This window comes from Campylobacter sp. RM12640 (genome assembly GCF_020137595.1).
GTDB lineage: Bacteria > Campylobacterota > Campylobacteria > Campylobacterales > Campylobacteraceae > Campylobacter_E.
In genome coordinates this window covers 1-20,295 of sequence record NZ_JACGAU010000028.1, presented here as the reverse complement: position 1 = coordinate 20,295, position 20,295 = coordinate 1, and the positions used below count along the sequence as shown (strand labels likewise).

Sequence of the window (20,295 nt, the reverse complement as noted above, 5' to 3'; positions counted from 1 at the left end):
TTTTTTAAAAAAAATTAAGAATTTAAAAAAAGCATTCTAAATTCTTAATTTTAAATTCTACTAGCGGTATTTAATTCATAAATACTCTGCTAGAAATACCCCCCCCCTATCTCGTGTAACATAGAGCGAACGCAATTTCTACCATCTTCTTTTGCTTTATATAAATAAGCATCAGCAGCTTTTAATACTGATTCAAAATCTCTATTATCAGCATTTCTACAAGCTACACCAATACTTGTGCTACCTTTCCAAATCACTTTTTTATGTTCGTCTAATACTTCTATACCATTTACTACTGCGTGTAAAGCATTTGCAATTGCTACTGCTTCATCTAAAGAATATTTTTGTAATATTACTAAAAATTCATCACCACCTAAACGGCAAAAGTGTATGCTATCTCTATCGTTATACTTATACTTATTGCATAATTCATTAGTATCAAAAAAATATTTAACAGCATTTGAAAATTGTTTTAAAACCAAATCTCCTGCATGGTGTCCATAAGTATCATTAACTTCTTTAAACTTATCTAAATCTAATTGAATAATAGCACAGGTTGGGTCTTGATATTCATTCCATATATTATTTAATACAAACATAGCCTGTCGTCTATTAAACAATCCTGTTAATTCATCTGTAATTGATTTTTTCTTATTTTCTTGAATTTGTTCTTGCAGTTGTTTTTCTTTTTTATTAAGACTTGATTTAATATCTGCTTCAATTTCTAATAATTTCTCGTTTCTAATCTCATAAATTTTTAAAAGATTTGATAAGGTAATAGTTAGAATTTCTATATTTTTATCCATCTTTTCATTTATCATCTCAAATGCTCTTTGAGGACTATTACCAGCTTCTATAAATTTAATTTGTTTAGCTATTTTATAATCTTCTCCAACTATATGAAAAATCAGCCAATTTTTAACAAAATAAGCCAAGTTAATTGCAAGTTCTTTTTGATATACCATATCATCTTCACTATTTTGCTTTAACACTGCATCTCTCATCTTACCTAATTGTGATATACACTGCGAGTGAATATCTCTGTGGGTTTCTACATATTTTGTATATATAGCCATACTTTTCATATAATCTTCTTCATTTTTAAAATGCCAAGCAATATGACTTAAAACCACTTGAAATACAGATTCAAATTCTTTATAACCACTATTAGCTGCTTCAAATACTTGCTCTATTAATTCAAAGAACATTTTATGTTCTTCATCAACCACATCAATACCTATTTCTAATTCAGGCCCCCAGCCTTTTATATATTCTTGAATTGTTGCTTTTTTACTTTCACTACTCATATATTACTCTATTTCTTCCTGAATTTTTTGCTTTATATAACTTAGCATCAGCGTTTTTAAAGGCTTTTATTTTATCATCTTCTACCATTTCAACTCCAATACTAATAGTAACTTTTATAATTTTTTCATTAAATTTAAATATTTCTTTTTCTATATTTTCTCTTATATTATCTAATTTTGTTACACAATTTTTAAAGTCTTGATTTTTATATACGATTACAAATTCTTCTCCACCAAATCTATAAACTTTATCTACATTAGCTTTTAATATCTTAGCTACATTTTTTAATATAAAATCACCAGCATCATGACCATAAGTATCATTAACTTTTTTAAAAAAATCTATATCACATACTGCTATTACATCATTAGCAATAAGCCTAGTTCTATCATAAGCCCTTCTATTTAAAACTTGAGTTAAAGCATCAAAAAATGCTAATTTATACCCTTCAAGAAATATAGAGATTAAAAATATTAAAGAAGCAAATTCAAAAAACCCAACATCTGTTTTTTCAAGAGTTTTAAAAAACATAAATTCAAAATAAGCTCCAATATACGCAAAAATTAATGTTTTTTCAAAAAATATAAAAAATCTTAATATCAATAAATACACTAAAAATACTAGAAAAAACACTAAACCTAAATCAGTGATAAAAGAATTTGAAAATAAAAATTTATTAGTAGAATTTAATGCAAAGCTAGTATTTTGAGATAAAAATATACCTAATACTATGTATAAAATAAAAACAAAACTAATAGGTAATAAGCATTTTATAGTATCATACTCTTTTTTTAAAGATACTAAAAGCGCAAAAGCAAAAGGCATAAACAAACTTACATAAATATGGGTTTGATAATTTGCTGAAAATAAATAAATCATTTTAGAACTTATTAATAAAATACATACCGATATTATGTTGTATTTTTTAAAGTAAAGTGCAATAATAAGTGCTAATATCTCTAAAATAAAAGTAGCACTAGGCAAAGAAATTATTAATTCACTTAAAAATGAGTTCATTGATTGTAGAGCCTTTTGTAAATTTTAAAGAAACGATTATATAAAAAAAGGATAAAAAATGGTAGAAATCAAATCTCTTACTATGAGATACCCTACGGGATTATTATTTGAAAATGTAAATTTAAGCTTAAAAAGAGGCGAAAAATATGGACTTATCGGTGCAAACGGGGCTGGAAAATCAACATTTTTAAAAATTATAGCAGGAGAACTTGAAGCAACTAGCGGAGAAGTTAGTTTTGAAAATGGCGTAAGATACGGTGTGTTAGAGCAAAATCAATTTGCGTATGAAGAATTTAGTTTAAAAGATGCAGTTTTATATGGAAACAAAAGACTTTATAATGCAGTAAAAGAAAAAGAAAATATATATGCAACTTGCACGGATTATACCGATGAAATAAATAATCGCTTAAGTGAACTTGAAATGATTTGTGCAGAAGAAGACCCAAATTATGAATACGATACTAGATGTGAAAAAATATTAAGCTCTTTAAATCTTCATAATTATGATGAACTTATGAAAAATGTTCAAACAAGTGATAAATTTAAAGTTCTAATCGCACAAGTATTATTTGCTAAACCTGATGTGTTATTTTTAGATGAGCCTACGAATAACCTTGATTTAGACGCTATTAATTGGCTAGAAAATGAACTAAAACGCCACGATGGAACAATGGTTGTAATTTCTCATGATAGATTTTTCTTAAATAGTATTTGCACAAGAATGCTTGATGTAGATTTCAAACAAATTCGTGAATTTGCAGGAAATTACGATGATTGGTATATGCAAAGCACACTTATTAAAAGACAAAAAGAAGCAAGTCTTGCTAAGAATTTAAAAGAAAAAGAAGCTTTAGAAAAATTTATAGCTCGTTTTAGCGCAAATGCTTCTAAAGCAAGACAAGCAACAAGTCGTGCAAAAAACTTAGCAAAACTTGATGTAAGCGAAATAGAGATTTCAAGTAGGCGTGACCCATCAATTTTATTTAGATGTAATAGAGAAATTGGTAATGAAGTTTTAGAGCTAAACAATATAAGTAAAGCTTATGATAAGCAACTATTTAAAAACTTAAATCTTAAAGTAAATAAAGGCGATAAAATAGCAATAATTGGAGCAAGTGGAGCCGGAAAAAGCACACTAGCAAAGATTATAATGAATGAAATTTCTCCTGATAATGGAGAGGTAAAAATGGGTGCTACAATTGAACCTAGTTACTTCCCACAAGATACCTCAAGTAAAATTTGTGAAAATTTGAAACTATATGACTATTTAATTAGCGAAAAACATAAAGATATTGATGAAATTCGCAAATGCTTAGGTAGAATGCTCTTTAGCGGAACCGATCAAGAAAAAATGGCAAAAGATTTAAGCGGTGGTGAAAAGCACAGATTGATGTTAAGTAAAATTATGCTTGAAAGGGGTAATTTTATCTTACTTGATGAGCCAAATAACCATCTTGACCTTGAAGCTATTATTTCTCTTGGTGAAGCACTTTATGAATACGATGGAGTAGCAATTTGTATAAGCCACGATAGGGAATTAATCAATTCTTATGCAAATAGAATTTGGTATTTAAACAATGGTGAGCTTATTGATTTTGTTGGCACGTATGAAGAGTTTTTATTAAAATATGGGGAGAGCAAATGACATTTAAGGTGGAGTATTCGGCAGGTTTTGGTAATTTTAGTCAAAATCATATGGGTTTTGGGCCTACTATTTATATTGAAGAAATTATTAACTATGAGAGCAATAAGGATTATTTTGATTATGTTGACTTCTTTTTAAAGTATTCAAAAAAAGATGATACATTCTTTCAAATTAAATTACTTGAAGATAGAGAATTAAGTGAAAATGAAAAATTGTCTAAGAAAAAGTATTTAATGCTAAGAGATGCGATGTGTGAATGGGCTAAAAACAACACTCAAGATGAAGAGATAGAATTAGAAAAAAATTATCATCAAGGAGATTAAAAATCTCCTTTCGCTTAATTTAAATTCTAAAAAAATAATATTAAGTTTTATACACAAAATATCTAGTAATGATTACTATGCAATATTTTTATATAAATAATTACAATAATTCAAACTTTAGCTTTATAAAATCTAAGTTGATTGTAAAATATTGCTATAAAATTATGTTTTTATATTTTAATTTTTATACTTATTTAATTGTCAATATCTAATTTTGTTTGTGATTATTCCAAAAATATACCATTGACATTTAATAATAAAACTAAAACATTTATGAATATGGTTAAAAATAATACTTAAATAATTGGCGAAAAATACAAAGTGGTACGCTAGGTAGGAGTCGAACCCACAACCTACAGATCCGAAGTCTGTTGCTCTATCCATTGAGCTACTAACGCAACAAAACTAAAATATGATTTTTTAAAAAAGTGGGGTGAGTGATGGGAATCGAACCCACGACCCTCAGGACCACAATCTGATGCTCTAACCGACTGAGCTACACTCACCATAAATGAAATAATAAAGAAGTGGTCGGGGTGAAAGGATTCGAACCTTCGGCCCCTTGGTCCCAAACCAAGTGCGCTAACCAGACTGCGCTACACCCCGAAAATGTTTTATAAGAAAGGTCGCATTATATATTAACTTTTTTAAAATGTCAAGAAAAAAATAATTTATTCACAAAATATTGCTAAAATTATACACAATGACCCCGTAACTCAGTGGTAGAGTGTTACCTTGACATGGTAAAAGTCGTTGGTTCAAGTCCAATCGGGGTCACCATTTTAATTATTCTTTTTTGATTATTCTTTTTATAAAATATGTTTTAATATTTTTTCTTGTGGAATTTAAATACTTTAAGAAATTATATAAATTTATAAGATTAATATATTTAAAAATAAACAACCGCAAAAGCAGTTGTTTAAAAAAAATAACTTGCCTAAAATAAGGCAAATTATAAATAATAAGCTATTAAAGCACCACCTACTACTAAAGGTATATTATAGAATATAAATGTAGGGATACATACATCTTTTATGTGATCACTTTGATTATCAGCATTAAGCCCAACGGTAATTCCTAAAGTTGCTTCACTAGCAGGACTACCTGTATCTCCAACTGCACCAGCACAAGCAATGATGAAAATAATACTTTCAGCACTAAAACCTAAAGCCGTGCAAATTGGCACAAATAAAGTAGCAATAATAGGAACCGTTCCAAACGAACTTCCAATTCCAAGAGTAATTAATAATCCTATACACATCATTCCAAACGCTATTATTAATTTATTAGTAGTAATACTTAAAGTAAAATCAACTATTTCTTTAATAGCTCCTGTGCTTTGTAAAACAGCTCCAAAACCACAAGCAATTAGCATAATAAACGCTACATAACCCATTAAAGAAAATCCACCCAAAAACACTTCATCAATTTTTTTATACTCAACTCCACCGCTTACACAAATAAATAAAAAGCCAAGTAAAGCCGAAAGCGGTAAAGAACCAACAAGTATTTGAGTAGTTAAAGTAATTAATAAACCTATCATTACCATTAGTTCTTTTTTACCAAAACTAATATTATCTAAGTTTTCATATTTTGTTTCAAGCTCTTGATATGCTTTAGGTTTTCTATAATAAATAAACGAAGCAAGAAGACCAAAAAACATTATAAAAAACATAAGCCAAACAACACCAGCAACATCACTTTGAGTAACTTTTACTCCATTATCATTTAGCGATTGAGTAATTATATCTTGGAATATAAGACCAAATCCCACAGGTAAAGTCATATAAGGCGTTGTAAGCCCAAATGTTACCGCACAAGCTACAGCACGCCTGTCAATTTTCAGCTTATTAAATAGACTTAGCATTGGTGGGATTAAAATCGGAATAAATGCTACGTGAATTGGAATTAAATTCTGAGAAAAGCTTGAAATTATAGCTAAAGAAAATAGCAATAAAATTCTTTTATCTGACATCTTTTTACTAATAAAATTAACTAAATAAGCAGTTAAATTAGTCCTAGATACAGCAACCGCTAAAGCACCTACTAAAACATAGCTAAGTGAGGTTTGCAAATTGCCACTCATACCACTTATGAATGTATTCATAATATTTTTTAATACTACTAAAATATTATCATCAAAACTAACACTCATAAGTCCTGCTATTAGTCCAGAAACTAAAATAGCTAAAAATACATTAAATCTTAATAGACATAGTCCAAGCATTATAAAAACGCTTATTAAAACAGGGTTTGTTAACATAAATTTTCCTTTAAATTAATTTTGTTTAAATGTTTAAAATATAAAAAATAATATGATAAAAAAGTATTATGAAGTCTCAATGCCCTAAGGCATGATGGAAGAAGAAGCTTGTAAATAAATTGTTTGTTAAGACAAATGATAAAACACTCATTTAAAAACTCCTTTTGTAAAATATTTGCGTTATTCAACCTAAAATATTCTGAAATTTTCCTTAAATATTTTATTTTTTTAGAAAAAATCATTAAAATTATCTAAAATTCAATACACTAAAACCTTAAGGAGTAAATATGAAAAAATTAATAATACTTATATTTTCAATATTTGTTTATGCAAATGAAGCACAAATCGCTCTTGATTTAGCAAAAGTTAATGAATATTTATCAAAAATTAGTGCTTGTAGTAATAATGATTTTAAAGGCTGTGATGAAGCAAATAATATAAATAAAATAACTTACATAAAAGAAGCAAAAGACTATATAAACGATGAATGCAAGGCAAAAAATATGGCAGCTTGTTATACAATTTCTACTTTTAGTGATGATGATTATACGATTTTTAATGCCTTAAGACTTGCTTGTCAAAATCATTTTGAATTAGCTTGCACCAAGCTTGTATTAAATTACGAACAAAACTCAACAAAAGCACTAAAAATCATAAAAGCTCAATGCGATAACGAAAATAATCAAAACTCTTGTTATGCAACTGCTAGATATTATAAAGGATTTTTAGATAAAGAAAACGCTATTAAATACGCTCACATTGCTTGCAACAAAAATTTCTTTAATGCTTGCATATTTGAAGCAAGTGTGCATTTAGAAAATAATGACACAAAAAAAGCATTCAATCTTTTAGAGCAAACTTGCAATAAAGGCTATGAAGAAGCTTGTTTTGCTGGAGCTAATGCTTATTTAAATATGGGTAAATTTAAATTAAGTAAAAAATTCTTAGAAAAATCTTGTAATTTAGGTAATCAAATATCTTGCAAAAAACTAAGTGGTTTTTAATATATTTTGAAATTCTAAAAAAGGATAATAATGCTTGAATTTTGGCAACATTTTTATGAAAATACCAATAGAGTTGCATTTAGCATAGGAATGTTTAAAATACATTATTACGCACTTTGCTACATACTAGCACTGCTTATTGCATTATTTATAGGACAAAAATTTGCTCCACGCTTTGGCTTTAGCAAAAAAGAAATAGAAAATTATTTCGTTTGGATAGAAATAGGCATAATCTTAGGAGCTAGGATAGGATATATTTTAGTTTATAGCGACGATAGATTATATTATTTAAGCAATCCTTGGCAAATGTTTAATCCGTTTGTAAATGGCGAATTTGTAGGAATTGCTGGAATGAGCTATCACGGAGCATTAGTTGGTGCATTAATTACAACTTATCTTTATTCTAAAAAATATAAAAAAAATATGTTTAAAATACTTGATTTAGTGGCATTATCAGTGCCATTAGGGTATATATTTGGAAGAATTGGAAACTTTTTAAATCACGAACTATTTGGTAGAGCAACTGATGTAGCTTGGGGCGTTTATGTAGGAGATACCTTAAGACACCCTAGTCAATTATATGAAGCATTCGCTGAAGGTTTAATAATTTTCATTATCATTTACATTTTTTCAAAGAGAATAAAGTTTAACGGGCAATTAATCTGTATTTATGCAATGTCGTATGGGATAGCTAGATTTATTTGTGAATTCTTTAGAGAACCTGATTTTAATTTAGGCTTTATTGCATTAAGCCTATCTATGGGTCAAATTTTGAGTTTAATTATGTTTTGCTTTGCTCTTAGTTTGTATTTTTATTTAAATAAAATTAAAGCTAATCATTAACACGGGGGGGGGTATAATCAAAATTACAATATTTTGATAGTATCAAGATTCAAATCATTTTAAGGAGTAAAGTATGAAAAAACTTTTATTTTTAGGTGCAATTAGTTGCTGTTTATTAGCTGATACAAATATTAACCCAAATGAGTTACCACAAAACATTCAAGACTTTGTAAAAACTCATTTTACAAATGAAAATATAGTTAAAGCTGAAAAAGATTGGGATTCTTATGAAATCAAACTTAGCAATGGAACTGAACTTGATTTTTCTAAATCTGGAGATATTAAAGAAATAGATGGCAAATACTCTCCAATTCCTGATAGCATTATGCAAGATGTTTTAAAACTTGCTAAAGAAAATCAAAAAAATGCGAAATTAATGGAAATTGAAAAAGAATGGAACGGGTATAAACTAAAATTTAATAATAATTACAAAGTTTATATAGACAATAACGGAACTATCACAAAAACCGTGCTTGATGATTAAAAACAATAGGAATTTCAATTTGAAATTCCTAAGATTAGGAAAGATATGAAAACACTTAGAAAATTACATTCTTACATTGGAATTTATGCTTGTTGGTTACTTTTTATAATAACCTTTTTTGGAACCATTAGTTATTTTAGAAATGAAATTGATTTTTATATGCAGCCAAAATTGCACGAAAGCAAAACTATCTTAAATAATGATATAAATGGATTAAGTAGTGCTATTAATTACGCACAAGAAAAATATAAAGATTACGATTTTATATCTATCAAAACTCCTAGTTATTATAATAATTTATATGAGATTAATTATTATAATTCTAATTCAACAAAAGGCGAAAGAAAAAGTAATATAAGCTATTTTGATGGAGAAAATATACTAAATAAAACAAGCACTTTAGGAGCTAAATTTTTAACTAGCATTCATTATAAATTATTGCCTATTAATGGTAGTTTTAAAGATTTCTTAGAAGCAATTGTTAGTATTTTTGCAGCTGGGATAATATTTTTATATATAAGTGGAATTTTGATTTGGAATAAAAAGAATTTCAATAAAATTAATGTGAAAAATGATTTAGCAAGATTATTTGATTTTCACATAGTTGCTGGACTTTTTGTAGGTTCATTTTTATTCATCTTAGCACTTAGTGGAATAGGTATAAATTACATTAAAGATATAGAAAAATTATTTACTACAACTACCACTAAACAAGCAAAAACACCAAGTAACGCAAATACAAATAGTGATAAAAGTTTTATTTTTGATACAAATTTAATTAGCAAAGCTATTAATAATTTAGAAAATACAAAAAATATAACAATTGTTTTAAATAAAAGCACAAAAGAATTTGCAATTACTTTAAATGATGATAAAAATGTAATGCCATCAATTAATACAAAAAGTAATAAAAGCTATGTTTTTGATAGTGAAGCTAATGTAAAACAAACTCCAAAAGAAAGCAAACTAAGTGCATTTTCATCAATTTATGAAATATTTTTTAATATTCATAGAGTTATGTTTGCTGATTTTCAACTTTATTTTATTTTATTTTTATGTGGAATATTTACTTGCTTATTTATATACAAAGCTTTATTGTTAGCTAGTAAAAAACATAAAGATAATCTACTTTATAAAGCAATTGCTTATGCAGCATTTTATCCATCTTTAAATGCTACTGCTATTTATTTTATCGCTAATAAACTTACTCAAAATATGCAAGTAGAACAATTTGCATTTTTAATAAGCTTTATATTAAGCATTATTCTTAGCTATATTTTTGTAAATAAAACTAAAAATCTAATGATAATTAGCTTAATTATTTTATTGGCATTATTAATATCTGATATTTGTATTAGTGGTTTTGTGTTTATAACAATGATGTTTGACTTTGTTATATTACTTATAATTTTAGGATTAATTATTAATTTAAGGAGAGCAAATGTTAATAATATTAATTAATTTAATAGGAGCAATCTGCCTTAGCATTGATTATAAAAAAGCAAGTTATATTTTATTTGCAATAGCATTTGTATGTGCCTTATATCTTGATGCAAAACTATATAATTTAATGATATTTTTTAGTTCAATTTTTGCATTTTGTATAATTACGATTTGGGCTAAACACCTATATGATTTAAATAATAAAAACTCTAACATTCGCTAATTTTTAGCGAATGTGGTTTTGGATTAGTTTTTGCTTTATTATTTAAAATCACAAAAGGAAAAATATGAAATTTAGCCAAGATGAGATATTTTCAGCTACTGATGTAGTTCGTAATTTTTCTGCAATTTTAAAAAAAATTGAAGGAAATAAAAAAGTCTTCGTAGTAAAAAATAACAAATTCCAATGTGTTATGCTAAACCTTGCCGAATATGAAAAATTACAAAATGCTTTAGTAATTTTAGAAGCTATTTATAAGGACAAAAAAAATGGCAAGAATTAATATAAAAAATCTCGGGCTAAGTTATCTAATAAGACAAGGAAATGGAGAAAAAGTAGCTTTAATAATGCACGGCTGGGGTGCTAATAAAGAACTAATGGAGCAATTTTTCACAAAATCTTTAAGCAAACATTGTAAGCAAATGATATTTTTAGACTTTGCAGGATTTGGTGGAAGTGATGAGCCAAGTTATGCTTTTAACTCTATTGATTATCTTAATTTGACAAATGAATTTATAAAAGCATTAGATATAAAAGTTGATATTTTGCTAGGTCATTCTTATGGTGGCAAAATTGCTTGTCTAATGGCTAGTAAGAATGATTATGATGCGTTGATTTTATGTGCTAGTGCTGGGTTAAAACTACCAAAAAGCCCTAAAGTAAAGCTAAAAATCTTTCTTGCAAAATGCTTAAATAAATTAGGATTTAAAAATATAAGAAGATTTTTAGCTAGTAAAGATGGTGCTACGCTAAGCCCTATTATGTATGAGACTTTTAAAAATGTAGTTGATGAAGACTATCAAAATGAAATTAGCAAAATCAACACAAAAACCTTGCTATTATGGGGCGAAAGCGACACTGCAACACCACTTAGCATAGCAAATAAAATGCAAGGTTTAATCAAAAACTCAAAACTAATTACCTTTAATGGAAATCATTTTTTCTTTATGCAAAATGATTTAACGCCTTTTATTGATGAGTTTTTTCAAAAAGCTTGAAGAATTAGAAATAATTTATTTTAAAGATTGCTACAAATCTTGCAACGGGCATTGCTGTAATGTAGATAAGCCTTTTGATACAATAATTCCTATGCTAAGAAGCGAGTATGAATACATTAAAGATAAAACCAATCTAAGTCTAGTTGCAAATATTTCTTACAAATTAAAATGCGAAAAAACAATCACTTTATGCTTTGTCAAATGCTCTTATAAAGGCTTATGCACTTTTCGTCCTTTAGCTTGTAAGCTATATCCATTTTTTGCTGTGGTTAATGATGATGGGTTGGTTTTGGATATAAATGCAATTAGCTTATATGATTTATTTTATAAAGATTTTTCATCTCATCCTTGCCCTTTAATAAAGTATGATTTTGATAATTTAAAAGCACAATTTTTATTAAATGTAAAGCAAATCTCAAATGAGCCAATAATAATTTTTATATTTAGAGCATTAGAGCTTTTAGTCAAATACCTTAAACTTTATTTAAAAGATTTATATCTTGATAATTGTGAAAACAAAAAAGAGATTTTACATAAAAACAATTTCTTAAATGCTTATAAAAACGAAGAATTTAAAAATGAAATAAATGAACTTTATTTAAGATTAAGCCTAAAATATAAAGATAATTTAGATAAATATTTATAAGAATTAAGAAATAAATTCTTAATTCAAATTCTTAGAAATTTCTTAAGTGATAGTTTAATCTATCAACTAATATTTGATGTTTGAATAATTCTCCTTCAAACTTTACACTCTTACACTCTAGCATTTTTAAAGATTTCGCTATCATTGAAGCAATACTATCAACAACACCAAACAAAATCGCAATATCATCAAGTCCGCCTAAACGATATATTAAAATCAATCTAAAAGACTTACTAACATCCATTAAAATAGGTTTTTTAGCTAATTTAAAATCAAGCCCACTAGCAATTCCTATTTCATATTTATTAGCTAAATCAAGAAGTTCAATTAAGCTTAATTTAAGTCCTAAAATATTTGCCGAGCTTATTAAAATACCGCTAAAAGTATTTAAAATCTCGCTATCTCCTTCAAGATTTAAGCCAAATTTTTCTTTATAATTTGCTAATAACTTAGCACCTAATTTGTTTTTATTTAATAATTCTGCGTGATTTTTACTTTCAAATTCTAAAAAAGCTGATAATTCATTATTAATATAAACCCCATCATCTCTTACAACAACCTCATCGCCCTTATTAAATCTAGCTAAATCATCATAACACCTTGCTCTTTTAGTTTGTGCGTAAGAACTAGCGAGTGATTGTTCATAAACGCCGTAATTATCCCAAAAATCTCTTTCGCTACAGGCAATACAGCCATGCCCTGCTTGAACTGGCCAAGAAGTTTTAGCATTAAACTTTGTCTTAGGACAATTATTAAAAGTATATGGTCCTTTACACCCTACTTTAAACAAACAAGCACCCGATTTAGCTGCTTCATCTCCAAATTCTTCAACAAATTCCCCACTCTCAAAAGCTATTTTCCTTTCGCACATATCGTGTAAGCATTTTGAATAAGCAAAAGCAGGACGATTATTATCATCTAATGCAGGAGCTTTATCAAAAAAAGCAAAATGTAAAATACTAGCAATGATATTGCTCTCACTTGGAGGACAACCAGGAATTAATACAGCACCTTCTAAAATATCTTCAATACTAATAGAATTAGTAGGATTTGGCTTAGCTGCTTGAATACCACCATAAGATGAGCATGAACCTACAGCATAAACACAACTTGCACGATTGGTTAATTCTTTTAATTTATGTAAAGCAGAGTGAGCTGGAGCACCACTTGTATAAAACTCATTACTAGCAATAGCACCTTCAACTACTAATAAAAATGGCTCTTTAATTTCTAATAAATCTTCAGCTAAAAATCCACTAGCTGCCATATAAGTTTCGTGATAGATTAAATCTATAAAATCAAAAATCAAATCATCAAGACCAATACTCTCACTTCTAATAAAGCTCTCACTACAGCCTGTGCATTCGCTAAAATGTAGCCATATTAATTTTAACTTTTTTGCATTGATTTTTTCGTAGATTTCTTTTTCATCAGCTTTCACGCCTAAAGTTTTTAATGTAGATTGAATTTGAGCTAATACATTTGCATTCATAATAATCCTTTATTTAAGCTTAAAATATCAAATTAAATGAATAATAGCGAAATAATTTTTAAAATTAGTAACTTTTCTACTCAAGTTACTAATTTAACTAGCGGTATATTTAAGATATATTTTATATTTACCCCGTTTTAACGGGGCTAAATGAGTTTAGTTTGAAATATAAATACTAACTAAACCAAACTTTAAATATTCTTAAAATTATACTTTTTTTCAAATTTTAATAAATTTTTATAAGTCTTAGTTAAAAATATATCTTAAAAAAACATAGACTTTAAATACTTAGTTAGACCTAAATTCTCTAACATTATTATAAGTATTACAATAGGACAAATAAATCTTATAAACAATAACCATATTTTAAATCCAAACTCACCCATATAAGGAATAAATAAAGTTTTAAGTTTATTCACTTCTACGAAAAATCCTACGAAAATACAAGTAATAATCGCTGATAATGGCATTAAAATATTAGAAGTTAAATAATCTAATATATCAAATATACTTTTATCAAAAAATGTAAAAATTGAAGAATATTCATTATTAAAACCTAATATGCAAAATATCCCCATAATATAAACAAAAATACCTATATAAATTAGAGCAAGTTTTCTTGAAATTCCAAATTTATTTATTAAATAAAAAGCAAAAGGTTCAATCATTGAAACAGCACTAGTAAGCCCAGCAAAGAGTAATGCTATAAAAAATGCAATCGCAAGTATATTTCCAATAATTCCAAGATTTGAAAATAAACTCATAAGGCTTACAAATATAAGTCCTGGTCCTTGCTCGCTTGCATTTGCTCCGTATTCAAAAACAAAGGTAAATACAATAAGCCCCATCATAATACCAACTAAAATATTTATAAAAATAATTGATAAAGTTGATTTAATCACATTTATATTTTCTGGCAAACTAGCAGCGTAAGTTAAAACTACGCAAACACCCATAGAAAGGCTAAAAAAGCTTAGCCCTAAAGCGTCTAAAATTAATTTTATATTAAGTTTATCTTCAACAAATAAAACAGAAAAATCAGGCTTAAACAAAAAGCTAAACGCCTTAACAAATCCATCAAAAGTAAAACTATATAAAAGCATTAAAATTAATAATATAAACAAACTTGGCATCATCCATACATTCATTTTTTCAATGCCACTTTTAATTCCTTTACTAACAACCCAAAAAATCATAAAAAACACTATACTAAAGCAAATAATTTGAGATAATAAGTCTTTTGTCAATAAATTACCAAATAAATCTCCAGCTTCGCTAACAGAATTTGGTAAAGCAAAAAAACTAGAATAAATGTATTTTAAAATCCAGCCTATTACAACGCTATAAAAACAAACTATTAAAATAGCTCCTATCATAAAAAATCCTGCAAATCCCCAAGCTTTTTTATTAGATTTTGCTAAATCGCTAAAAGCATTCACAGCGTCTTTTTGAGTGATTTTACCAATACTAAGCTCTCCTAAAAAAACCATAAAAGCTACTAAAAATGTTAAAACTAAATAAAGCAATATAAAAATAGAACCACCATTAGTTCCTACCATTGTAGGGAATTTCCACGCATTTCCAAGTCCAACAGCAGAACCTGCCATCGCTAAAATAAAGCCAATTTTAGAAAATTGTTCTCTCATTTTTATCCTTTAAATTTAAAATACACAATAACAAGCACAGCAATAGGTGCAACAAATCTTGCAAAAAATATCCATATTTTAAAACCAAGCTCACCCATATAAGGGATAAAAGTTTCTTTTAAATCTTGCTTGCTAATAAAAAACCCAACAAAAATTGCAGCCATAAATGAGCCAAAAGGCATAATGATATTTGAGCTAACATTGTCTAAAATATCAAAGAAATTCATTCCAAAAAATGTTAAATTATCTTTATAGGCTTCAATACCTGAAAATATACATAAAAGCCCTAAAATATAAACAACCACTCCAATTAAAACAATAGCTTTTATTCTTGAGAAATTGAATTTATTTATTAAATAAAATACAAAAGGCTCTATCATTGAAACCGCACTAGTAATCCCTGCAAAAAATAAAGCTATAAAAAATGTAACAGCTAATATTTTGCCTAAAAGTCCAAGTTTTGCAAAAAGCGAAATCAAAGAAATAAAAATAAGCCCAGGACCTTGTGCGCTAGGGTCAGCATTAAACTCAAAAATAAAACTAAATACAATAAGCCCCATCATAAGACCTATTAAAAGATTTATAAAAATTATATAAAAAGTTGAACTTACAAAATTAGTTCTTTCAGGTAAGCTAGCTGAATAAGTAATAATGCTACCCGCTCCAATACTTAAAGAAAAACAAGCAAGTCCTAAAGCGTCTAAAAAAGAATCTTGATTAATCTTGCTAAAATCAGGCATAAATAAGAAATTAAAAGCATCTTTAAAACCATCTTGAGTAAAGCTATAGCAAAGCATTAATAAAAGCATTATAAATAATGTTGGCATCATAAATACATTTAGCTTTTCAATACCATCTTTAATACCTTTTGCCACCGTGTAAAAGGCTATAAAAAACACTATACTAAAACATATTATCAAAGCACTTAAATTAGTTTCCACTAAATTAATAAAAAGCTCTTTATTATCAGTGATTTGAGTGCTAAGTGTATTTATATTAAAAATAGTAGATAGTGAATAATAAATATAATAAATTATCCAGCCAATAATCACACTATAAAAGCTAACGATTAATAAAGCCCCAATCATTGTAAAGCCTACTAAAGACCAAGGTTTTTTATACTTAGGTGCTAAAAAATAATAAGCACTAGCAGGGTCTAGCCTTGATGCTTTACCGATATATAACTCGCACAAAAATATAACAAATCCAACGCCTAAAGTAAGCAAAATAAACAGCATTACAAAGGCTGAACCACCATTAGTTCCTACCATTGTAGGGAATTTCCACGCATTTCCAAGTCCAACAGCAGAACCAGCAACTGCTAAAATAAATCCAATTTTAGAAAATGTATTATTCAAAATAAGCCCTTTTTTTGGTTTTTTAAGGTTAAAACTTTCATTCTATAATAATTTTTAAAAATTTGTATAAATAAAAATTAAAAATATATAAAAAAGGCAAAAATTTGTGTAAAAATACTAAAGAATTTACATACAAACTAATCTTAAGCTATGATGGTTCAAGATTTTTTGGTTCAGCAAAGCAACCAAATTTAACTTGCGTTCAAAATACACTTGATAATGCTTTAAAATGTGTTGGGGTATTTAAGCCTAGTATATTTGCTAGTAGGACTGATAAAGGAGTTCATGCAAATTGCAATGTGGCAAGAATTAGTTCAAGTTATAAATTAAATAAAGATTTTGTATTAAAAAAACTCAACAATACTCTAAATGGTATTTATATAAAACATATAAAAGAATGCGAATTTGAACCTAGATTTGATGCAAAACTTAGAAGCTATAGATATATAATCTCGCCTTATTTTAACGCCTTTAATAAAGCATATTGCTGTGATTACGCAAAAGAAATTGATATTCAATTATTAAAAAACGCTTTAAAAGTATATGAAGGAGAGCATGATTTTGCTAATTTTTGCTTAAGCCTTGATGATGATAAAAATAGCATTAGAACTATTTATAAAACTAGAATTTATAAGTATAAAGATTTGGTTGTTTTGAACTTTTTTGCTAATGGATTTTTAAGGGGTCAGATTAGATTGATGGTTGATTTTTTACTTAAAATAAATGAAAAAAAATTAAGTATAGATGAATTAAAAGAACAATTAGCTTGCAAGGAAATTCACTCAAGAACCCTTGCAAAACCAAGCGGACTTTATCTTAAAAGCATAATGTATTAGAAGTTGTATCCTATACCAACTAATAGATTTGAGTTAGAAAAATTACTTCTACCTTGATAGCCTAATTTAGCATTTACATATAAGCTCTCATTAATATCATAAATTCCCTCAACACCAGCACTAATATATGTGCTATTTAAATCTTTAAAATCATGATGCAAAAATATTTCTCCACCTGCTGTTACATTATCAATAATTTTTACAGAATAATGCACTCCAGCTTGAATACCAAATCCATTTAAAGTAGAGCTTGAAATACCATCATATTTTGGCTTTATTGAGTAATAATAAGCTCCGGCTAATATATTTAACGCATCATCTAATTCTTGATAAGGTAAGCCAATCGCATAACCACCTAAAGCACCAAATGAATAAATGTTATATTTATACTTACCATAATAAGTTTTATTCTCTTGCTTTGATACGCTTATATTTGCACTATATACTAAATCATCTATATTGTTATAATTTTTATAATAAATATTAGAATTTAATACATTATCACTTCCCACGCCAAACTCAATTCCCGTATGATTGTAAGCGTTAGCATAAGAACTTAAAAACCCTAAAGTTAAAACAGAATATAAAATCTTTTTCATAATCTTCTCCTAAAATAAAAAAACGATGAATACTAAATATTTTTAGACAATAAACAGCTATATTTTTTAAAAAAAATAGTAAAAATATATTATTTTTTGTATTATTAAATCACATTTTAAATTCCTTATATTTTGAGTTATCATTTTGTAACCAAAAATAGGAATAATTTTGTCTTATTTTTAAAAAAGGAGATTTTATGAAAGTTAATTTTAAAGGTAGCCCTGTTGCAATTAGTGAAGCAATTAAGCTAGGAGATAGTATTAAAGATACTAAAGTAGTAGGTAAAGATTTAAGCGTAATTAATCTAAATGAAGACGCTATCATAGTAAGCGTTCCTAGTATTGATACAGGTGTATGTGCTAAAGAAGCTAGAGAATTTAATGTAAAAGCTAACAAACTTGGAATGAAAGTTTATGTTGTAAGTATGGATTTACCTTTTGCTTTTGCAAGATTTTGCACTGCTGAAGGCTTAGAAAATATAATTCCAGTTAGTGATTTTAGATACGGCGAATTTGTTAAAAACTACGGCTGTAGAATACAAGAAGGTGCTTTAGAAGGACTTACAACTAGAGCTGTTTTTGTTCAAAAAGGTGGAAAAATAGTTTATAGCGAAGTTTGTGCTGAAATTACAGAACTACCTAATTTTGACGCTTTAGAAAAAGCTCTAGCGTAATTAATAAATATCTAAATCTTAGGATTTAGATATTTAAATTCCTATTTTAAATTCCTTAGAATTTCAAGCAAATTAATTTGAATTTTATCTTATTGTTATTTTATAAAGATACTTTATCTACTATTAAATGATTATTTTTATCGTAAGGTAGTTTTTTTAATTCTACTTGTTTATTCAATATAAATTTATTAAAAAAACTTTCTAAATACGAAAAATCGCTTTTTATATTATTTTTAATATTCTCATAGTTAGCCAAAACTAATGCGTCTCTAAAATACTTTGAGTTGTTTTTGAAAATATCATTATTAGCTTCAAAACCTTTGCTTTGTAGATATTTGATAGCAAAAACAGCGATTGTTCTAGTATTGCCTTCGCGAAATGGATGAATTTGCCAAATATCACTTATAAATTTTGCTATATTTAAAACTTGCTCTTCTTTACTCATTAGAAGATAATTTTTCTTTTTTTCCTTATCAAAATCATATTCAAGAGTATCGCTAATCTCATTAAAATCAACATATTCTACGCTTTTATCTCCCCCTAAAATATCTTCATTTTTAGCAATATTTACATCTCTAAAAACACCAACATATTTTTCAAGCCCTTGAACAAAAGCATCTTGAAATATATTTTTATGAATAATTTTTAAAGCAATCGGAGAAAATCTAAAGCTATTATTGTCTAAAAACTTAGCAATATTTATAGATACCAAATCGCATTCTTTTTCACATATTTGTTGAATATCAAGTTTTTTATTTTGATAATATGTTTTAATGCTAATTTCTAATTCTTGATATGTTTTTGCTGTTGTTAAAGTTTGTTTAAAATATTCAGATGGTTTAAGATTATCAACTAAGCTAAGCCCAATGCCTATTTCAATATAATCTTTATTTATATTTTCTTTATTTTGTATTTCCGTATATTGAGCTACCATTTTTTATCCTTTTTTCTTATTTTACAATAATTTTTTATATTGTTAATTTTATAAAGCGATATATAACTTCTTAAATGACCTTTACAATTTAAGCCCTTTTTTCTCTAAAGTAATTTATAAAATATACAAATTCAAAATTAATCACTAAAAAAGATAATTTGACTAAGAATTTCATTTTTCTTAAAAAGGTTTTTTTTAATTTTTATATTTTTATAATTCATATTTTAAATTCCTTTAAAATTAAAGCGAATAATAAAGGAATTTAAAAAACGAATTTTAGATTTAAATTCCGTGCCAAAAAGCACGAAATTTATAAATTATTAGTTAAATTAAAAATGAAAACCTAAACCAAGATTTATATAAAGGTTATTATTCTTTTGTGAAAATAAATTATCTTTAACACCCACTTTAGTGCTAACATAAGGGCTATAACGAGATGGTGTAGTATTAAACAACATACCTAAAGATATATCATAAGCATTTCTATTCTTTTTCACACCAAATTCATTTTGAACATCTCTAAAATAATTATTACTTAAATAAAAATTATAATAAGCATCAA

Annotated in this window: 21 protein-coding genes and 4 tRNA genes; 13 read left to right on the top strand and 12 right to left on the bottom strand. The window is 26.9% G+C overall.

What is annotated here, in order from left to right:
• Positions 1 to 89: 89 nt before the first annotated feature.
• Positions 90 to 1,307: a GGDEF domain-containing protein gene (locus AVBRAN12640_RS08885; RefSeq protein ID WP_214117412.1), complete on the bottom strand. Its 1,218-nt coding sequence runs from the start codon at positions 1,305 to 1,307 to the stop codon at positions 90 to 92.
• Positions 1,300 to 2,325 (bottom strand): GGDEF domain-containing protein, encoded by a 1,026-nt coding sequence (locus AVBRAN12640_RS08880; RefSeq protein ID WP_214120258.1) that lies wholly within the window; start codon positions 2,323 to 2,325, stop codon positions 1,300 to 1,302. The genes AVBRAN12640_RS08885 and AVBRAN12640_RS08880 overlap by 8 nt, the downstream gene beginning before the upstream one ends.
• 58 nt (positions 2,326 to 2,383) lie before the next feature.
• Here AVBRAN12640_RS08880 and AVBRAN12640_RS08875 point away from each other — a divergent pair, with 58 nt between their 5' ends.
• Entirely contained in the window at positions 2,384 to 3,970 is a 1,587-nt protein-coding gene (locus AVBRAN12640_RS08875; RefSeq protein ID WP_214117414.1) for an ABC-F family ATP-binding cassette domain-containing protein, read from the top strand.
• Positions 3,967 to 4,293 carry a hypothetical protein gene (locus tag AVBRAN12640_RS08870; protein WP_214117415.1) on the top strand — a complete coding sequence of 109 codons (327 nt, stop codon included), beginning with the start codon at positions 3,967 to 3,969 and terminating at the stop codon, positions 4,291 to 4,293. Before AVBRAN12640_RS08875 ends, AVBRAN12640_RS08870 begins: the two co-directional genes overlap by 4 nt.
• A gap of 322 nt (positions 4,294 to 4,615) precedes the next feature.
• Here the strand turns inward: AVBRAN12640_RS08870 and AVBRAN12640_RS08865 are convergent.
• The 3 genes from AVBRAN12640_RS08865 to AVBRAN12640_RS08855 form a co-directional block, all read right to left on the bottom strand.
• Positions 4,616 to 4,691, bottom strand: a tRNA-Arg gene (locus AVBRAN12640_RS08865).
• A 31-nt stretch (positions 4,692 to 4,722) separates the two neighbouring features.
• Positions 4,723 to 4,799 (bottom strand) — tRNA-His (locus AVBRAN12640_RS08860).
• 22 nt (positions 4,800 to 4,821) lie between these two features.
• Positions 4,822 to 4,899 (bottom strand) — tRNA-Pro (locus AVBRAN12640_RS08855).
• A gap of 99 nt (positions 4,900 to 4,998) precedes the next feature.
• Between AVBRAN12640_RS08855 and AVBRAN12640_RS08850 the strand changes: the two genes are divergently transcribed.
• A tRNA-Val gene (locus tag AVBRAN12640_RS08850) sits at positions 4,999 to 5,073 on the top strand.
• A gap of 172 nt (positions 5,074 to 5,245) precedes the next feature.
• Here the strand turns inward: AVBRAN12640_RS08850 and AVBRAN12640_RS08845 are convergent.
• Positions 5,246 to 6,556: a Na+/H+ antiporter NhaC family protein gene (locus tag AVBRAN12640_RS08845; RefSeq protein WP_214117416.1), complete on the bottom strand. Its 1,311-nt coding sequence runs from the start codon at positions 6,554 to 6,556 to the stop codon at positions 5,246 to 5,248.
• 287 nt (positions 6,557 to 6,843) lie between these two features.
• On the opposite strand from AVBRAN12640_RS08845, the gene AVBRAN12640_RS08840 reads away from it, so the two are divergent.
• From AVBRAN12640_RS08840 to AVBRAN12640_RS08805, 8 genes are all read left to right on the top strand, one after another.
• A complete protein-coding gene (locus AVBRAN12640_RS08840) occupies positions 6,844 to 7,560 on the top strand; it encodes a hypothetical protein (protein WP_214120257.1) in 717 nt (238 codons plus the stop codon).
• Between the two features lie 30 nt (positions 7,561 to 7,590).
• On the top strand, positions 7,591 to 8,403 hold the full coding sequence (gene lgt / locus AVBRAN12640_RS08835; RefSeq protein WP_214117418.1) for a prolipoprotein diacylglyceryl transferase: 813 nt from the start codon (positions 7,591 to 7,593) through the stop codon (positions 8,401 to 8,403).
• 73 nt (positions 8,404 to 8,476) lie between these two features.
• On the top strand, positions 8,477 to 8,887 hold the full coding sequence (locus AVBRAN12640_RS08830; RefSeq protein ID WP_214150449.1) for a PepSY-like domain-containing protein: 411 nt from the start codon (positions 8,477 to 8,479) through the stop codon (positions 8,885 to 8,887).
• Between the two features lie 45 nt (positions 8,888 to 8,932).
• Entirely contained in the window at positions 8,933 to 10,348 is a 1,416-nt protein-coding gene (locus AVBRAN12640_RS08825; RefSeq protein ID WP_214117420.1) for a PepSY-associated TM helix domain-containing protein, read from the top strand.
• Positions 10,329 to 10,553 (top strand): hypothetical protein, encoded by a 225-nt coding sequence (locus AVBRAN12640_RS08820; protein WP_336608995.1) that lies wholly within the window; start codon positions 10,329 to 10,331, stop codon positions 10,551 to 10,553. The genes AVBRAN12640_RS08825 and AVBRAN12640_RS08820 overlap by 20 nt, the downstream gene beginning before the upstream one ends.
• Positions 10,554 to 10,617: 64 nt before the next feature.
• Positions 10,618 to 10,833 carry a type II toxin-antitoxin system Phd/YefM family antitoxin gene (locus AVBRAN12640_RS08815; RefSeq protein ID WP_214117422.1) on the top strand — a complete coding sequence of 72 codons (216 nt, stop codon included), beginning with the start codon at positions 10,618 to 10,620 and terminating at the stop codon, positions 10,831 to 10,833.
• A complete protein-coding gene (locus AVBRAN12640_RS08810; RefSeq protein ID WP_214150450.1) occupies positions 10,820 to 11,548 on the top strand; it encodes an alpha/beta fold hydrolase in 729 nt (242 codons plus the stop codon). The genes AVBRAN12640_RS08815 and AVBRAN12640_RS08810 overlap by 14 nt, the downstream gene beginning before the upstream one ends.
• Positions 11,526 to 12,194: a hypothetical protein gene (locus AVBRAN12640_RS08805; RefSeq protein WP_336608994.1), complete on the top strand. Its 669-nt coding sequence runs from the start codon at positions 11,526 to 11,528 to the stop codon at positions 12,192 to 12,194. Before AVBRAN12640_RS08810 ends, AVBRAN12640_RS08805 begins: the two co-directional genes overlap by 23 nt.
• 31 nt (positions 12,195 to 12,225) lie before the next feature.
• On the opposite strand, the gene AVBRAN12640_RS08800 is transcribed toward AVBRAN12640_RS08805, so the two are convergent.
• The 3 genes from AVBRAN12640_RS08800 to AVBRAN12640_RS08790 all read right to left on the bottom strand — a co-directional run bounded on the left by AVBRAN12640_RS08800 (position 12,226) and on the right by AVBRAN12640_RS08790 (position 16,690).
• Complete coding sequence (locus tag AVBRAN12640_RS08800; RefSeq protein WP_336608993.1) at positions 12,226 to 13,686, bottom strand: hydrogenase small subunit; 1,461 nt, start codon at positions 13,684 to 13,686, stop codon at positions 12,226 to 12,228.
• A 263-nt stretch (positions 13,687 to 13,949) separates the two neighbouring features.
• Complete coding sequence (locus AVBRAN12640_RS08795; protein ID WP_214117426.1) at positions 13,950 to 15,332, bottom strand: sodium-dependent transporter; 1,383 nt, start codon at positions 15,330 to 15,332, stop codon at positions 13,950 to 13,952.
• A gap of 2 nt (positions 15,333 to 15,334) precedes the next feature.
• Positions 15,335 to 16,690 (bottom strand): sodium-dependent transporter, encoded by a 1,356-nt coding sequence (locus AVBRAN12640_RS08790; protein ID WP_336608992.1) that lies wholly within the window; start codon positions 16,688 to 16,690, stop codon positions 15,335 to 15,337.
• 104 nt (positions 16,691 to 16,794) lie between these two features.
• Between AVBRAN12640_RS08790 and truA the strand changes: the two genes are divergently transcribed.
• Entirely contained in the window at positions 16,795 to 17,526 is a 732-nt protein-coding gene (gene truA / locus AVBRAN12640_RS08785) for a tRNA pseudouridine(38-40) synthase TruA (RefSeq protein WP_336608991.1), read from the top strand.
• Here truA and AVBRAN12640_RS08780 read toward each other — a convergent pair.
• Positions 17,523 to 18,125, bottom strand: a complete 603-nt coding sequence (locus AVBRAN12640_RS08780) for a hypothetical protein (RefSeq protein WP_214150484.1) — start codon at positions 18,123 to 18,125, stop codon at positions 17,523 to 17,525. The genes truA and AVBRAN12640_RS08780 overlap by 4 nt on opposite strands.
• A 197-nt stretch (positions 18,126 to 18,322) precedes the next feature.
• Here AVBRAN12640_RS08780 and tpx point away from each other — a divergent pair, with 197 nt between their 5' ends.
• Entirely contained in the window at positions 18,323 to 18,799 is a 477-nt protein-coding gene (gene tpx / locus AVBRAN12640_RS08775; protein WP_214117430.1) for a thiol peroxidase, read from the top strand.
• A 100-nt stretch (positions 18,800 to 18,899) separates the two neighbouring features.
• Here the strand turns inward: tpx and AVBRAN12640_RS08770 are convergent, their stop codons facing one another.
• A complete protein-coding gene (locus AVBRAN12640_RS08770) occupies positions 18,900 to 19,733 on the bottom strand; it encodes a Fic family protein (RefSeq protein ID WP_336608990.1) in 834 nt (277 codons plus the stop codon).
• Between the two features lie 329 nt (positions 19,734 to 20,062).
• Positions 20,063 to 20,295 (bottom strand): hypothetical protein (locus tag AVBRAN12640_RS08765; RefSeq protein WP_336612991.1); only part of this gene is annotated, 233 nt, incomplete at its 5' end.

What these genes read in the sequence shown, in the direction of transcription:
- AVBRAN12640_RS08885 (WP_214117412.1), bottom strand. Translation starts at nt 1,307, where the DNA reads ATGAGTAGTGAAAGTAAAAAAGCAACAATTCAAGAATATATAAAAGGC.
- AVBRAN12640_RS08880 (WP_214120258.1), bottom strand. Translation starts at nt 2,325, where the DNA reads ATGAACTCATTTTTAAGTGAATTAATAATTTCTTTGCCTAGTGCTACT.
- AVBRAN12640_RS08875 (WP_214117414.1), top strand. Translation starts at nt 2,384, where the DNA reads ATGGTAGAAATCAAATCTCTTACTATGAGATACCCTACGGGATTATTA.
- AVBRAN12640_RS08870 (WP_214117415.1), top strand. Translation starts at nt 3,967, where the DNA reads ATGACATTTAAGGTGGAGTATTCGGCAGGTTTTGGTAATTTTAGTCAA.
- AVBRAN12640_RS08845 (WP_214117416.1), bottom strand. Translation starts at nt 6,556, where the DNA reads ATGTTAACAAACCCTGTTTTAATAAGCGTTTTTATAATGCTTGGACTA.
- AVBRAN12640_RS08840 (WP_214120257.1), top strand. Translation starts at nt 6,844, where the DNA reads ATGAAAAAATTAATAATACTTATATTTTCAATATTTGTTTATGCAAAT.
- lgt (WP_214117418.1), top strand. Translation starts at nt 7,591, where the DNA reads ATGCTTGAATTTTGGCAACATTTTTATGAAAATACCAATAGAGTTGCA.
- AVBRAN12640_RS08830 (WP_214150449.1), top strand. Translation starts at nt 8,477, where the DNA reads ATGAAAAAACTTTTATTTTTAGGTGCAATTAGTTGCTGTTTATTAGCT.
- AVBRAN12640_RS08825 (WP_214117420.1), top strand. Translation starts at nt 8,933, where the DNA reads ATGAAAACACTTAGAAAATTACATTCTTACATTGGAATTTATGCTTGT.
- AVBRAN12640_RS08820 (WP_336608995.1), top strand. Translation starts at nt 10,329, where the DNA reads ATGTTAATAATATTAATTAATTTAATAGGAGCAATCTGCCTTAGCATT.
- AVBRAN12640_RS08815 (WP_214117422.1), top strand. Translation starts at nt 10,618, where the DNA reads ATGAAATTTAGCCAAGATGAGATATTTTCAGCTACTGATGTAGTTCGT.
- AVBRAN12640_RS08810 (WP_214150450.1), top strand. Translation starts at nt 10,820, where the DNA reads ATGGCAAGAATTAATATAAAAAATCTCGGGCTAAGTTATCTAATAAGA.
- AVBRAN12640_RS08805 (WP_336608994.1), top strand. Translation starts at nt 11,526, where the DNA reads ATGAGTTTTTTCAAAAAGCTTGAAGAATTAGAAATAATTTATTTTAAA.
- AVBRAN12640_RS08800 (WP_336608993.1), bottom strand. Translation starts at nt 13,686, where the DNA reads ATGAATGCAAATGTATTAGCTCAAATTCAATCTACATTAAAAACTTTA.
- AVBRAN12640_RS08795 (WP_214117426.1), bottom strand. Translation starts at nt 15,332, where the DNA reads ATGAGAGAACAATTTTCTAAAATTGGCTTTATTTTAGCGATGGCAGGT.
- AVBRAN12640_RS08780 (WP_214150484.1), bottom strand. Translation starts at nt 18,125, where the DNA reads ATGAAAAAGATTTTATATTCTGTTTTAACTTTAGGGTTTTTAAGTTCT.
- tpx (WP_214117430.1), top strand. Translation starts at nt 18,323, where the DNA reads ATGAAAGTTAATTTTAAAGGTAGCCCTGTTGCAATTAGTGAAGCAATT.
- AVBRAN12640_RS08770 (WP_336608990.1), bottom strand. Translation starts at nt 19,733, where the DNA reads ATGGTAGCTCAATATACGGAAATACAAAATAAAGAAAATATAAATAAA.